This window comes from Bacillus sp. FSL W8-0519 (genome assembly GCF_038005585.1).
Taxonomy (GTDB): Bacteria; Bacillota; Bacilli; order Bacillales; family Bacillaceae_G; genus Bacillus_A; species Bacillus_A paranthracis.
In genome coordinates this window covers 1,972,381-1,987,332 of the sequence record NZ_JBBOTL010000001.1, presented here as the reverse complement: position 1 = coordinate 1,987,332, position 14,952 = coordinate 1,972,381, and the positions used below count along the sequence as shown (strand labels likewise).

The window sequence follows — 14,952 nt, the reverse complement described above, 5'->3', positions numbered from 1 at the left end:
CTTTGCCCCCCTTAATAAAACGTCATATGAGGTTTATCTTCCCTATAATAATTAAGCCTGTCTTGCAATGTCCCTGAATGAAACTCAAATTTGTGGCCGTCAGGATCAACAAAATATATAGATTCACAGTCCCTTACATCCCGTTCTCTTCCTTGTAAAATATGAACATCGTTTTCTTCTAATCGCTGCAGTAGACGTTCAAAGTCTTTCTGTTCAACAGAAAACGCAATATGCGTATAAGATTGATGAATCTCATTTCTTGGAATATGTATTTCTTCATTAAGCGCTATCCATACTCCACATATATTAAAATATGCAAGTTTTCTTCCTCTAACTAATAATTCTCCTTCCAATACTTTTTCGTAAAATGTAATAGAATCTTCTAAATTAGATACTGAAAAACAAAGATGATTGATTCCTTTTAACAACTCTAATTCCTCCTATACAAATAAAAGATGAGCGAAAATTCTCTCATCTTTTATTATACTATTTTTTTGTAATATATGCCCATTTATAACTGAAGTCCCCACCAAACGTATGATTTGCAATACCTTTTACGTATGGTTTCTCTAAGTATGCGGTACTTTGTTGGTACGTAGGAGAAATGGCAGCATCTTGACCAATTAAGATTTTTTCCGCTTCTGCAAGTGCATTCCAGCGTGCTTTATCATCTTTTAATAGTTCTCCTTTTGATTTCGCTACTAACTCATCATACTTCGGATTAGAATAATCCATTTCATTAAATGAGCTTCCAGTAACAAACATATCAATATAAGTCATTGGATCTGGATAATCTGGACTCCATGCAGATAAAGAGAATTCATATTCAAGTTTCTTTTCTAAATCCAACTTCTGCTTATATGGCTGTTGTTTTAAATTCACTTTAATACCAGGTAAGTTTTTCTCTAACTCTTCTTTAATAAAGTCTCCTACTTTTTTACGACTACCGTTATCATCATTTAGTAATTCGACTGTAATTGTATCTTGACCAAGTTCTTTCTTCGCTTCTTCCCATAATTTTTTCGCTTTTGCTGCATTATCTTTACTGTCACGGAAATTTTTATTTACAGTACGGAAATCTTTCCCATCAGGTCCTGTCGTAAATTTTTCAGGTACTAAGAAATACGCTGGCAATGATCCATCATTTAAAATAACATTTGCAATTCCTTTTTTATCATATGCTAGATCAATTGCTTCACGAACTTTTTGGTTTTTAAACGTTGCATTTTTTTGGTTAAAACGTAAGAAATACATACGTGGATCTAACTTCGTTTTAAATTCATCTGGCTTATTCTTTTTATATTTATCAACAAATTCAGAAGTTAAAATAACCCGATCAGCTTGATCACTATCATATAAATTTACTCCTGTGCTTGTTTCCTTCACAATATTCACATTAATTTCTTCTAACTTCACAGTATCTTTATCCCAATAATTAGGGTTTTTCTTTAACTGATAACTTCTTTCATGTTTCCATTCACTCATCGTAAATGGTCCATTATATAATAATTTATCTGCTTCTAATCCGTATTTATCTCCTTGTTCTTTCACATATTTTTCATTTAAAGGGAAAAATGTTGGGAATGAAGTAAGCTCAAGGAAATATGGTGCTGGTTGTTCTAATTCTACTACTAAAGTTTTATCATCCTTCGCTTTCACTCCTAATTGATCTAACGGTAATTCTCCTTTATTTACTTTCTGTGCATTCTTTACATCAAATAAAATAAATGCATACTCAGCTGCCATTGCTTTATCTAATGTACGTTGCCATGCATATACAAAATCTTGCGCTCGAACTGGATCACCATTTGACCATTTTGCATCACGTAATTCAAATGTATATGTCTTTTTATCTTCACTAATTTTCACGTCTTTTGCCATACCTGGAGTTGGTTTATTATCCTTATCTAAACGATATAATCCTTCCATTGCATTTACAAAGGCACGGAATGATACAGAGTCTGTTGATTTTGACGTATCCATTGAAGGAATTTCAGCTGTTTCTAGTAAGTTTAATACTTGCTTATCTGCTGCCCCCTTACCTGTTTCTTTCTTCGTTGTAGATGCCTTCTCCCCATTTCCGCAACCCGCAACTAATATACTAGTCGATAATGCAACTGCAGCAATCGTTGTTACCTTTCTCTTCATTGTTCCTTCCCCCAATCTATATGTATAAATGAAAGCCAGTATAATACATATTATTATACAAAAGATTCAGATTATTTCAAATATTATTTTCGTATATACAAAAAAAGAAGCGGATAGAGAGCTCTACTATCCACTTCTTTTTCTTTTTCTTTTACTTGTAATCCATCCTCTATGTCAAATGGATTTTGAACTTTAAATATTTCGTCCATTATCTTTAAAAATTCTTCCTCATTTTTAGATTCGCCATTAATCATAAGTGAGTATGGCTCAATCTCACCCAATTTATAATCAACAACAAATTGGATCGTAACCTTTTTCTTCGACATATCCGGACTATCCCCTTGGAACTCTACCAATTCTAATCCTTCCGTGCCACGATAATATGCCCAACCCGGATTTCTAAAATAATTTTCAAACGATTCACCAATTGAAAGGAATGGATATTCATATAGCGAGCTTGTACGAACTTTTTGAATAATATCTCGATCAGTCGGGAAAAAGAAATGGCTGATAAAAATACTAGCAACCGCTAAAATCGTAACAATTGTTGCTCCCATTTTACTCGTTCCACCACTATCACGAATGAGGTACTTTTCAACCGATCCATCTTGAATTTCTCTTGCTTTTATTCGATATATACGCCTTTCTGCAAATTGATAATATAATCCATTCGCAAAAATCGCCATTCCAAATAAAATAAAAACGAGTAATAGAAACGTAAGAGGCACCATATTAATGATCGGCAATGCTACGTTGAAGCCCATATAATAAGAAAACGCATCACACGCTAATAATAACACTACAAATAAAGCTGCAGGTAAATAATACTTACGATATCCGAGCCAACCTACATTGAAAATAGCTGCCCAACCATTCCAGCTCCACCTAGCAATCCGCTTTTCCTCAAGCTCCCATTTCCTTTTGTAATACGGATATTGTCTCCCTACATATACTTCTAATTCCTTGTCTATTAGCGAACTTCCTTCACTCTGTTCAGTATGCAAAGTCCGCTGGCAACTTTCACAATTCAGCTGATTTCCCTCGCAAAGTTGCCCACAATTTATACATTTCAAAACAATCCCTCTTCCCATCCATACGTCATTTCAAAATACCTTCATGTTTTAATAACCACTCTTTCCTCCATAAACCGCCCGCATACCCAACAAGTTTCCCGCTCTTTCCTATTACACGATGACATGGAACGATTATTGAAATCGGATTGCGACTATTTGCTCCTCCTATTGCTCGTACAGCTTTCGTATTTCCGACTTTCTCTGCAATATCTAAATATGAAGCACTTACGCCATAAGGAATCGTATAGAGCGCATCCCATACATTTTTTTGAAATGCTGTTCCCTCAGGAGACAACGGGACTGTGAACTCTTTTCTATTCCCCTTAAAATATTCATCGAGCTCATTTATACATTGATCTATCATTTCATTTGTATGTTCTTCTTGTCTCTCATCAACAAATATAACAGACGTAATTCCTTTATCGTTCGCTGTAATTTCTAGCAAGCCTAATTCACTTTCATAATAAGCTTGGTACATATGTCATCCTCCAATTCAATTCATATTCATTATTGTAACACGAATAGACAAAATTTTTCGTATAAGCGTTTTATTCGAGAAACAAAAACGAGAATGATACAATGTAAGAAAATTCAATCTAGGAGGCTATTGGATGAATTACAAACTTTTTTCACCTTATACAATTAAAGACGTTACATTAAAAAACCGGATTGTTATGTCACCTATGTGCATGTATTCATCGAAAAACGAGGATGGCCAAGTAACGAATTTCCATCTCATTCATTATGGAACAAGAGCTGCTGGTCAAGTTGGTTTAGTTATGATTGAAGCAACAGCCGTGTTACCTGAAGGTCGAATTTCAAATAAAGACTTAGGCATTTGGGATGACAGTCTAATTGAAGGCTTACATAAAGCGACAACTTTTATACACGATAATGGTGCAAAAGCTGCCATTCAACTCGCTCATGCTGGAAGAAAAGCAGAATTAGAAACAAATGCGTTAGCTCCTTCAGCCATTCCATTTAATGAAACAATGAAAATGCCAATAGAAATGAGCAAACACCAAATTAAAGATACTGTATTAGCTTTTCAGCAAGCTGCAGTACGATCCAAACAAGCTGGATTTGACGTTATTGAAATACACGGTGCTCACGGTTATCTTATTAATGAATTTCTTTCTCCACTTACCAATAAGCGGACTGATGAATATGGTGGTTCACCTGAAAATCGATATCGTTTCTTACGCGAAATCATTGAATCGATAAATGAAGTTTGGAACGGACCGCTATTTGTTCGTATTTCAGCAAATGATTATCATCCTGACGGGTTAACAGTTCAAGATTATGTACAATATACAAAATGGATGAAAGAACAAGGAGTAGATTTAATCGATTGTAGCTCTGGGGCTGTTGTACCTGCGCGCATCGATGTTTACCCTGGGTATCAAGTACAATATGCTAAACATATTAAAGAGCATGCTAACATTGCAACTGGTGCAGTTGGATTGATTACGACCGGGGCACAAGCAGAGCAAATTTTAAATAATAACGAAGCAGATTTAATTTTTATCGGACGTGAGTTACTTCGCAATCCTTACTTCCCAAGAATAGCCGCCAATGAACTTGGCTTTGAATTAGAAGAACCGTATCAATACGAGCGAGCGCCTGGGAAAATCAGTACAAATAAATAAAACCGAGAAGCTTTTCTTCTCGGTTTTATTTATTCTATCGTTGTAATTTCATTCGAATTATAAATGTGGATACCTGATTCTTCTCGCAATGCAGTTATATACATCCCTTTTGCCACATCTTTAGCGGAAATTGGTTTATACTTTTTGAAGGCTCCTTTAAATATAAAAGGAATCATACGAGATAATTTTTCCGCCATTCTTTCACCAAAGCGAAATTCTTGTCGATTTCCTACTAATAAAGATGGCCTAAAAATGTGAATACCACCGATTACTAACTTTTGCAATTCCTCTTCCATTCTTCCTTTCACTTGTGAATAAAAGAAAAACGATTTAGGATTCGCTCCCATTGAGGACACAACAAGGAAATTTTGCACCCCTTGTTTTTCAGCTAAACAAGCCGCTCGTAACGTATATTCATAATCTACCTTTTTGAAATTAGCTTTCGTTTTTGCTTTTTTGATTGTTGTTCCTAGACAACTAAATACGTCATCTACAGCAAAGAACTCTTTATATTCCTCTAATGCCAAATAATCTACTTGCTTTTGCTGTAACTTTTCATGTTGCCATTGCATTGGTTCTCTTACAAAAATAGTAACCGAATCGTAGTAATCTGATTCAAGTAATAGACGCGTTATCTCTTGCCCAACTAAACCACTTGCACCAAGTACTAACGCTGTTCGCTTATTCATATATGCATATACCTCTTATTTTACTTTTCTCTCCTTTAGTAACATACAACTTTTAGGAGTTTCCTTCTCTCATTTTACCACAAGTAAAGCACTATGCGTACGCATAGTGCTTTACTCACTCTTTTTTCTCATCTTTCTCTCGTAATTTTGTTACGGTTGATGCATCTCCTAAATTACTTATTAATCTTCTTAAAAAAATTAAGACTACGGCTAATGGTAATACTACCGCTAATATCAATAAAATAGCTTCCATTAAGTAACCCAAACACTCAGCCCCCTCTACACCCTCCTTTCATATATATGAACACAGCGTTGTCACATATGCATGTATTCGCAAAAATAACACACCTATATTTGACAACTTTATAACAAAATCAAATCGGAATGATTATTATTTATTGCAACTTTATAAAAGATGTATTATACTAAGTTCGCAAACTAAAACGTAATTATTCCGTTTTGTATTAAAATGATATTTTTCTTCTATAATTGGGGAAAATATATCCGTAAAAAAAGAAAAGAGGAGAACTTCATGCCTAAAAGATTGACTATATTTTCATTCTTACTTATTTTCACTTTAATTTTTACTGGCTGCTCAAATACAAAAGAAGGTAATGCCAAGAAAGACGGAAAGCTAACTGTTTATACAACTATTTTTCCTCTTGCAGATTTCGCAAAAAAAATTGGTGGCGACTATGTAACTGTTGAAGCAATTTATCCGCCTGGTGCCGATTCTCATACATTTGAGCCAAGTCAGAAACAAACAGTACAAGTTGCAAAAGCCGATTTATTCGTTTATAACGGTGCTGAATTAGAACCATTTGCTGAAAAAATGGAAAAAACATTACAAAAAGAAAACGTTAAAATTGTAAATGCATCAAAAGGTATTGAACTGCGTACTTCTACTGAAGAAGAGCATCATGATCACGGAGACGGCCATAAAGAGGATGAACATCATCACGATAAAGACCCACACATTTGGTTAGACCCTACTCTAGCAATGAAACAAGCAGAAAAAATTAAAAATGCACTTGTAGCATTACAACCTGACCATAAACAAGAGTTCGAAAAAAACTTTGCAGCACTTCAAACAAAATTTACTGATTTAGATGATCAATTTAAAGCAGCAGTTGCGAATGCAAAAACGAAAGATATTTTAGTTTCTCATGCGGCTTATGGATACTGGGAACAACGCTATGGCCTGAAACAAATTGCTATCGCCGGTATTTCAGCTTCTGATGAACCATCTCAAAAACAACTTGCTGACATTACAAAAACAGTAAAAGAACATAATCTAAAATATATTTTATTTGAAACATTTTCTACTCCAAAAGTAGCATCCGTTATTCAAAAAGAAACAGGTACAAAGATTTTACGCTTAAATCACTTAGCTACTATTTCTGAAGACGATGCGAAAAATAATAAAGATTACTTCACTTTAATGGAAGAAAACGTAAACACATTGAAAGAAGCTACTAACTAACCAACTTTTGATAAGAAGAGGCTGTCTCAAAAGGTCTTTAAATAAGACCTTTTGGAGACAGTTTTTTATTTTAACTTTAATATGGATGAGAAAATCTTTAAGAATCAAGAGTAGTTCATTTTAGAGATGTAGTTTCAATTGAAACTACATCTTTTCATGCTCATAAAAACTCTATATCCACTTCACATTTACATTAGATTCATCCATAATTTTCTCATATAATATATCTATTTTTATTAATATTAAGTATTTACATTTCCCCTTCCTTACCTCATAATTTTAATCGGGAAAGGGAGGAAAAAAATGGTTCAAATAAAAGTAACGCCCGAAGAATTGGAACGAGTTGCAAAACGGGCAAACGATACAAAGCACGCATTAGAATCTATACATAATAACTTATGCAATCAAATTGATTACATGTGTTTTCAATGGACAGGCGCATCAAATCAAAACTTCATTCAAATGTTTAACAATGCGAGACCATCCGCATTCACAGCTATTAATGCGCTTGTGCATGTTGAAGAAGAATTAAAGAGAATTGCTGAGAAATTCCGCGTTGCAGATAGTGAAGATGTAACATCCAAAAAAACGGCTAAGTCTAGTAAAGCACCTGAAAAATCTTTCTTAGGAAAAGTATGGGATGGTATAGTAGATGGTGCGGGAGATGCTGTTGGAGATACAATTGACGGTATAAAAGCATTAGGTGACTGGGAAACTTGGAAAGGCATGGGCTACACTGTCACCCATTTAGATGAAGCTTTACCTGCTATGTGGGATGCGTTATCCGACTCTTTTAATAAAGATGTGATAAATGGAGATGCAGAAACACGTGCAAGATGGGGATCGTATGCTTTAACACAAATTGGATTGGGTCTTCTTGGAGATAAAGGGGTCAGTAAGGCTGCAAAGCTTGCACAAGGGGCTAAATTCTCTCAAGGTATCTCGAAAGCTGGACAATTATTTAATAAAGGCGATAATTTGGCTTTCGCAGGCGGTAATGGTGGTAGATCTGTATTTGATAGTGCTAGTTTTAGACAAGCCGAAGAAAAACTTTCAACCTACCAGTTTGCTAAAGGTGATAGGTCCCAACCTGTCACAAGTGTAGGTGAAGCACAAGTAAAACGTTATTTAGAGAATACTGGCGGAACAGTGGCAGAAATCAAACCGAGATATACACGTGAACAAATCGAACATCTAGCTGAAAGTAACTTTGAAAATCAAATAGATTCTGTTTTGCGGGATGTAGATATATCACGTGAAAAGTTTAATGAGCTAAAAACAAAAATGTATCATGAACTTAGTCCAGAAGAAGTAGTAGCCATGAAACAGATTAGAGACAGTGTTCCCGCACCAACTTCTACTACAATGATGCAGAAAGCAATTCCGTTAGAAGATATAAAAAAATACTTAATGGATGAGCGATTCAATGAAGTCGGGGGATGCGTTGCAAAATTTGAAGATGTAGCAGACATTCAATCATCACATGACTTATTTCACTCATTACGTTTAGATTATCACAAAACCAAATTTACTACCGAAAGTGATTTTGGTGTTATTAGATTTACATCGGATGATGCGGAAAAACTATATATTCCTTATGGCGATAATTTTAATGACCCAATAAATAAAAAACCTAGCGATTACTTACAATATCCTCAAACAGGAAATGGATTTGTAATGTCTGAAAACGGACGTATTATTCCAGAATATGAATCTCAATTTCCACAGAAATTAAGACCACATGATGGAGCAGAAATATATGAAGTTGTAAACGGAAAGGAACGATTGGTAGGAATATATAGCGAGCTAGATAAAAAATTTATTCCAGCTGTGACTAAGAACTAAGAAAGGAATTATGGAAATGATTAGACGAGATGAGTATGCAGTTTATAAAGGGACAGAATATAGTATATCCAAAATCGGTAATCGGTTTATATTAACTTCTACAAATCAAAAGGACTTACAAAACGGTTTTACACCCTACGAACGAAATCCCAATTTATTTATAAAAGAAGTTGAAAAATCCGAGTTAGAAACAGCGTATGACATTACACCTTTTGCCAAGCATAAAGAAATTATGTTTCGAATTATTGGAGAAAATAAAGACAAGGGAACTGTTTCAATATATACGATTGATCCCAAAGTAGGAAAAGAATTAGGAATGTCTTCACCTGGTCGTGGGGAATTCGTAAAAGATGTAAGACTAGAAGATGTTGAGTTAATTGAAAAAGTAGAACCTATCTGGGGATTTACACTAAATAAAGAGAATTAATTACAATAGATAACAGCAGAACCTTATAAGCACAAAGGTTCTGCCGTTTAATACCGGCAACCGAAAAACAGTAGATTAGGTGACTCAATGATTAGAGATGGAAAATATGGATTATATAATGGACAAGAATACATGTTAGCTGGAAAGAAAGATGATCTAGAAATTATATCGAATGATCCAGCTGAACTATTAAATGGTTTTATTCAAGATGATTGGGATGAAAATATTTTCTTTAAAAAAATAAAAAAAGAAGACTTGGATACCGCTTATGAAATTACAACATACGCAAAATATAAAGGACATAATTTCGGAGTACTAACTGCAAGCGAATTAAAAGTAGTTATTGCTACAAATAATCCACAGGTAGGACACAAACTAAATATGTCTGTACCAGGTCGTGGGGAATTTCATATGGAAGTAAATAGGACAGATGTTGAGTTAATTGAAGAAAAAAAACCTATATGGGGATTTACACTAGATATAGACAATTAATTACACCAAATAAAAGCAGAACCGTATAAGGGTTCTGCTTTTATAATCCTTACCTATTTTGTAACAATAGCAAATCCTAAACCAGCATCTTTATTTTAACTAGCTATCCAAATTGATAAATATAAGGATCAATATGTTCCTAAAAACACAATCCAGAATTTCTCCTGTAGGATATTACATACAGCAGACAATACAAAACCAAGTGCCCCTTCAACGAGTGCAATGTGCAGTGAATAAAAATATTGAGTTCACCAATGGAGATGCTCTTATTAGCATAATGTTTATGTGTTTCTGCTTGACTTGACCAAAATAACAAGTAAAATTATCCATATTAGCTTTTAAGCTATATTAATTTAGAAGGTGAGTTGGAATTATGACTCTTCACATTTGTGAAGTAACAGAAAAAAATTGGCGTTCGGTAGCTGCTTTAAACGTCGCAAAAGACCAGCAGCAATTTATTGAAAGCAATGCGTTTTCTTTAGCAGAATCATTATATGAGGGAAACGGAACGTCAGTAGGTTTATATGATGGAGAAACACTTGTAGGATATGCAATGTATGGATGGTATTGTGAAAAACGTAAAAGCATATGGTTAGACCGCTTTATGATTGACCAACAATATCAAGGAAAAGGATACGCAAAACGTTTCCTTCGCTTGCTTATTCAATTCTTACAAAATAAATTTGAATGTAAAACAATTTATTTAAGTTTACACCCAGACAACAAACTTGCAATGGGATTATATGAGTCATTTGGCTTCCGTTTAAATGGCGATATTGATGATGAAGGTCCTGTTGTAGGTGTTGTAATGGAGTTACTTTTAGATGAACATACAAACCTGTGAAAACAGGTTTTTTTAGTCCTTCGTTTTTGGCAATCTAGTATTTTTCTACAAAACACTTAGTTAAGTCCAAAAAATAAGCCTGCAATAAACGCAGACTTATTTCACACACTCCTCGAAATGTGCTTGGAACCATTCTTTATTAATATCTTTTCCGATAAAAACAACTTCACTTACTCGATCTTCGCCCTCTTGCCACTCTCTATCATACGAAGCAGCAAATAACGTATGTACGCCTTGGAAAACGATACGTTTATCCACTCCATCAATCGATAAAATTCCTTTGTAGCGATATAAATATTCTCCTAGTTCTTGAACGACAGCTGACATCCACTCATTTAGTTTTTGTAAATCTAACGGACGCTCTTCGCGTAGTACAAACGATTTTACACCTTCTAAATGATTATGCTCTGTATGAGGATAAATTTGTAACGTATCTTTCGTTTTAAACGTTTGAATTTGTAGTAACGATGGAATATCCACATCACAATTAGTCGACTGAATTAACTTTACAGTCGGGTTTATTCCTTGCAATTCATGTAAGAGATTTTCTTTTTCACTCTCTTCAATTAAATCTAACTTATTCACTAATACAACATCAGCAAATGCAATTTGTTCTTTTGCTTCTAGCCCTTTTTCAAAATGTTTATGTATATGATAACTATCTACTACTGTTACAACACCATTAATTTGGTATGCAGATTGAATAACAGGATCTAAAAAGAATGTTTGAATAATAGGACCTGGATTTGCAAGACCCGTCGTTTCAATTACTAATCCATCAAAGTCCATTTTCCCTTCTGCTTTTACGTCCAGTAATTGTTTTAACGCAACGAGTAAATCCTCACGTACAGTACAGCATAAACAGCCGTTGGTCATTTCCATAATTTCTTCTTCAACATTCATAATCAACTGATTATCAATACCAATTTGCCCGATTTCATTTACGATCACCGCCAATTTCTGACCGTGATTCTCTGATAAAATACGATTTAATAATGTCGTTTTCCCTGAACCAAGAAAACCAGTTAATATTGTTACTGGAATCATTTTGTACCTCTCCTTATAGCTATATGTTTCTACATTATAGCATATAGAAAAAATCGTTTTTGTAGCAAAACATATTTATTGTATGTACGACACTGTAACTATATAATAATATGTAGCAAGAAAGCCTTTTCAAAACATTATTCATTCATCAAGGGGGCACTTATAATGGAACGAGTTCAAATGGCCGAAACACTCGAATTTTCTCGTATGATTCAAGGTTTTTGGCGTTTAGCAGAATGGAATATGACGAAACAAGAATTACTTTCTTTCATTGAAGATTGTATGGATATGGGAATTACCACTTTTGATCATGCTGATATTTATGGCGGTTATATGTGTGAAGGACTGTTCGGAGAGGCATTACAACTAAAGCCTTCCTTACGTGAAAACATGCAAATCATCACAAAATGTGGAATCGCTCCCCCATCACCGAAATTTCCAGAGCGTTATGTTGCTCACTACAACACTAGTGCAAAACATATTATTCAAAGTGCAGAAGCTTCACTTAAAAATTTACATACAGATTATATTGACGTATTACTTATCCATCGTCCTGATCCTTTCATGGATCCAAATGAAGTGGCAGAAGCGTTCTCACGCTTAAGACAAGAAGGAAAAGTTCGTCATTTCGGTGTATCTAACTTTTTACCTTCCCAATTCAATATGTTAAGTTCATACTTAGATTTCCCGCTTATTACGAACCAAATTGAAGTATCAGCTCTGCAGCTTGAACATTTTGAAAAGGGAACAATTGATTTATGTCAGGAAAAACGAATCAATCCAATGATTTGGTCACCTCTTGCTGGCGGAGAAATCTTTACTGGTCAATCAGAACGTGCTGTACGTGTACGTGAAACTGTGCAAAAAGTTGCTACTGAGCTAGGTGTTTCTAGTATCGATACGGTTATGTATGCTTGGTTACTTGCACATCCAGCTAAAATGTTGCCAATCATCGGCTCTGGTAAATTAGATCGTGTTAAAACAGCCGCTCTTGCTACAAAATTTAACTTAGACCGTCAACAATGGTTTACAATTTTCGAAAGCTCTAACGGACATCCTGTACCATAATACACAAAAAGAAGAGCCGTTTCTCTACAGCTCTTCTTTTTCATATGTATTTCTAGTCATCGCAAATACACACATATCCCTTAAGCCATTTCCATCTACTGCAACACTCGCACTTTCTAAAACACCCTCTAATTTAAAACCTAATTTCTCAGGGATCGCTCTACTTTTCTTATTTAAAGAATCACAACGAATTTCTACGCGATTTGCTTTCAGTTCAGAAAAAGCATAATCTGTTATCCCCTTTGCAGCCTCAACCATATAGCCCTTTCCACTAAACCTCGAATCAATCCAATACCCGATTTCAAATTGGGGTATATCCCAATTAATGCGATGCAATCCGCTAGATGCGATAAACTCGCCTGTTTCTTTCGAAAAAACTAGTAATCTTAAGTCCTCACGCTGTAAAAATTGAATATGTGATTTTCTAATGCTCACTTCTACTTCTTCCTCTGTTTGCTCTTTTTGTGCAAAAACCATCCATGGTTTTAATTCTTTCATAGAAGCTTGAATGGCATCGTATACAGCTTTACCATCACCTGGTTTCGGCATTCGAATCAATAGCCTTTCAGTATAAAATTCAGAAGGAAAATCGAATAATAATGGATTCACTGTAAACACTCCCTATAATTCTTTTATATATAATAATATCCATCTCAAACTATACAGTAAAGAAATTTCTGAATTTTATACATTTAATTCATTTACATCTACCGCAACACGAACGCCAGATTCAATTGCCCCTTGTATCCATCCGTGATATAACGTTGTATGGTCTCCAGCAAAGAATATTCTTCCCTCTGGTTTGACAATCGCTGGTTGCAACTCTGATTCTTGATCTGCCTGAAATAGAGCAAACCCTCCAAGTGCATATGGATCCAACGTCCAACTTTTTGATATACCTGATAAGAATTCATCATATACTTGACCACCTAATATCGTTGCTAAGTTTTGTAATGTGTAATAAATACGGTCACCCTTTGATAAGCCATCCCATAACAACGCATCATAAGACCATGTATAGCTTCCTAGCATCATAGCTGGTCCCTTCTCTCCAATTCCATAGCTTGGATAATAGGCGTAACGAATTGGCAAATCTGTTATAATTCTGCCACCTAACTGTCCTTGTTCTTCCCAAAATCGACTTTTAAATTGAATTCCTATTTTTGTCGCTGGCATATAATGCAATTCACGAATTGCTTTCCATTTCTCATGAGATATAGAATCAAATGGATCTACTTCTACAAACCGCATTGTCGAAAACGGAATGGTAACAATAACTAAGTCCCCTGTAATACTACTATATTCAAACGTTTCTTCGTTTCGATAGAAAGCTGTCACACCATTATCATGCTGATGTAGCTTCATTAATTTTTGATTATATATAATATCTTCCTCTAATTGTGGTAAAAAAGATTTTGGCAATCTATCATTACCGCCTATTATTTCACAAAATCCGCTCTCCTCTTGCATAATGTATAAAAAACGTAATGTCTCAACGAATGACCTTTCTAAAAAACCTTCTAAATCCAACAAAACACCAATCATCTCAATTGTTACTGGTGAAAAGTAAGTATTATATTGATAAGGGTGATACTTTAAAAATTGTCCTGTAGAGTATCTGCCAAAATCATTTACTACAACATCCCAATTTTTCTCTGGGTTCTTTTTAATAAAATTTATAATAGGCTGTACCGCTAACAATAATAGCTCCTCAGATGTTTTCCCAACTTCATTCATTTCCACAGGATACTTTAATATACTTGGCTCTTTTTCATATTGTTTTAATGTCGTTTTTCGGCCGTTTACGTAAATAATATCAGTCTCATTCCTATTAATAAAAGGGCCTACCTGTAGCCCAAATTTTCTTATATATGCCATCGTTAATGTATGCGAATACGGAATTCTCATCGCCCCTACATCCAAATATAAACCGGTATCTTCCATTCTAACTGTCTCTATGCGGCCACCTACCCGGTTGTTTGCCTCAAAAATCTTCACTTCATGTCCCGCAGCTTTTAATAAAGATGCCGAAACTAATCCAGCCATGCCAGCCCCTACTACAATAATTTGCTTCGGACTCGTCGTCTTCTTTAATCCTTTATTTATAATTTTTAACGTTTCATCCATCTCCGTGTTATACATTATATCTTTCTGCACAATTCCACCCCTTACTTCATCAAATGGGCA

The 14,952-nt window shown here is 34.8% G+C and carries 16 protein-coding genes; 7 read left to right on the top strand and 9 right to left on the bottom strand.

What is annotated here, in order from left to right; translation table 11 throughout:
• Positions 1 to 11: 11 nt before the first annotated feature.
• From fosB to NST14_RS10290, 4 genes are all read right to left on the bottom strand, one after another.
• Positions 12 to 428 carry a FosBx1 family fosfomycin resistance bacillithiol transferase gene (gene fosB, locus NST14_RS10305; RefSeq protein WP_000911692.1) on the bottom strand — a complete coding sequence of 139 codons (417 nt, stop codon included), beginning with the start codon at positions 426 to 428 and terminating at the stop codon, positions 12 to 14.
• Positions 429 to 486: 58 nt separating this feature from the next.
• The gene (locus tag NST14_RS10300) at positions 487 to 2,148 is read right to left on the bottom strand and encodes a peptide ABC transporter substrate-binding protein (protein ID WP_061535805.1); all 1,662 of its coding nucleotides are present in this window, start codon (positions 2,146 to 2,148) and stop codon (positions 487 to 489) included.
• Positions 2,149 to 2,231: 83 nt separating this feature from the next.
• Positions 2,232 to 3,221, bottom strand: coding sequence for a DUF2628 domain-containing protein (locus NST14_RS10295; protein WP_113732688.1), 990 nt, complete (start codon positions 3,219 to 3,221; stop codon positions 2,232 to 2,234).
• A gap of 25 nt (positions 3,222 to 3,246) precedes the next feature.
• Positions 3,247 to 3,699 carry a methylated-DNA--[protein]-cysteine S-methyltransferase gene (locus NST14_RS10290; RefSeq protein WP_000283894.1) on the bottom strand — a complete coding sequence of 151 codons (453 nt, stop codon included), beginning with the start codon at positions 3,697 to 3,699 and terminating at the stop codon, positions 3,247 to 3,249.
• A gap of 133 nt (positions 3,700 to 3,832) precedes the next feature.
• On the opposite strand from NST14_RS10290, the gene namA reads away from it, so the two are divergent.
• A complete protein-coding gene (namA, locus tag NST14_RS10285) occupies positions 3,833 to 4,870 on the top strand; it encodes an NADPH dehydrogenase NamA (RefSeq protein ID WP_001107026.1) in 1,038 nt (345 codons plus the stop codon).
• A gap of 29 nt (positions 4,871 to 4,899) precedes the next feature.
• Here the strand turns inward: namA and NST14_RS10280 are convergent, their stop codons facing one another.
• Complete coding sequence (locus NST14_RS10280) at positions 4,900 to 5,559, bottom strand: oxidoreductase (RefSeq protein ID WP_001042754.1); 660 nt, start codon at positions 5,557 to 5,559, stop codon at positions 4,900 to 4,902.
• Positions 5,560 to 5,674: 115 nt separating this feature from the next.
• Positions 5,675 to 5,824 (bottom strand): hypothetical protein, encoded by a 150-nt coding sequence (locus tag NST14_RS10275; RefSeq protein WP_000540927.1) that lies wholly within the window; start codon positions 5,822 to 5,824, stop codon positions 5,675 to 5,677.
• 267 nt (positions 5,825 to 6,091) lie between these two features.
• On the opposite strand from NST14_RS10275, the gene NST14_RS10270 reads away from it, so the two are divergent.
• The 5 genes from NST14_RS10270 to NST14_RS10250 all read left to right on the top strand — a co-directional run bounded on the left by NST14_RS10270 (position 6,092) and on the right by NST14_RS10250 (position 10,650).
• Positions 6,092 to 7,042 carry a metal ABC transporter substrate-binding protein gene (locus NST14_RS10270; protein WP_001126173.1) on the top strand — a complete coding sequence of 317 codons (951 nt, stop codon included), beginning with the start codon at positions 6,092 to 6,094 and terminating at the stop codon, positions 7,040 to 7,042.
• Between the two features lie 303 nt (positions 7,043 to 7,345).
• Positions 7,346 to 8,887, top strand: a complete 1,542-nt coding sequence (locus NST14_RS10265) for a WXG100 family type VII secretion target (RefSeq protein WP_000249905.1) — start codon at positions 7,346 to 7,348, stop codon at positions 8,885 to 8,887.
• Positions 8,888 to 8,903: 16 nt separating this feature from the next.
• The gene (locus NST14_RS10260) at positions 8,904 to 9,314 is read left to right on the top strand and encodes a hypothetical protein (RefSeq protein WP_000621152.1); all 411 of its coding nucleotides are present in this window, start codon (positions 8,904 to 8,906) and stop codon (positions 9,312 to 9,314) included.
• Between the two features lie 87 nt (positions 9,315 to 9,401).
• Complete coding sequence (locus tag NST14_RS10255) at positions 9,402 to 9,806, top strand: hypothetical protein (protein ID WP_000617398.1); 405 nt, start codon at positions 9,402 to 9,404, stop codon at positions 9,804 to 9,806.
• Between the two features lie 373 nt (positions 9,807 to 10,179).
• Positions 10,180 to 10,650, top strand: coding sequence for a GNAT family N-acetyltransferase (locus tag NST14_RS10250; RefSeq protein ID WP_000172420.1), 471 nt, complete (start codon positions 10,180 to 10,182; stop codon positions 10,648 to 10,650).
• 96 nt (positions 10,651 to 10,746) lie between these two features.
• On the opposite strand, the gene NST14_RS10245 is transcribed toward NST14_RS10250, so the two are convergent.
• A complete protein-coding gene (locus tag NST14_RS10245; RefSeq protein WP_000613440.1) occupies positions 10,747 to 11,697 on the bottom strand; it encodes a CobW family GTP-binding protein in 951 nt (316 codons plus the stop codon).
• Positions 11,698 to 11,862: 165 nt separating this feature from the next.
• Between NST14_RS10245 and NST14_RS10240 the strand changes: the two genes are divergently transcribed.
• Positions 11,863 to 12,765: an aldo/keto reductase gene (locus NST14_RS10240; protein WP_000442810.1), complete on the top strand. Its 903-nt coding sequence runs from the start codon at positions 11,863 to 11,865 to the stop codon at positions 12,763 to 12,765.
• A gap of 24 nt (positions 12,766 to 12,789) precedes the next feature.
• Here NST14_RS10240 and NST14_RS10235 read toward each other — a convergent pair whose 3' ends face one another.
• A complete protein-coding gene (locus tag NST14_RS10235) occupies positions 12,790 to 13,374 on the bottom strand; it encodes a GNAT family N-acetyltransferase (RefSeq protein ID WP_001068763.1) in 585 nt (194 codons plus the stop codon).
• A 75-nt stretch (positions 13,375 to 13,449) separates the two neighbouring features.
• Complete coding sequence (locus tag NST14_RS10230) at positions 13,450 to 14,922, bottom strand: flavin monoamine oxidase family protein (RefSeq protein ID WP_001168137.1); 1,473 nt, start codon at positions 14,920 to 14,922, stop codon at positions 13,450 to 13,452.
• Between the last annotated feature and the right edge of the window lie 30 nt (positions 14,923 to 14,952).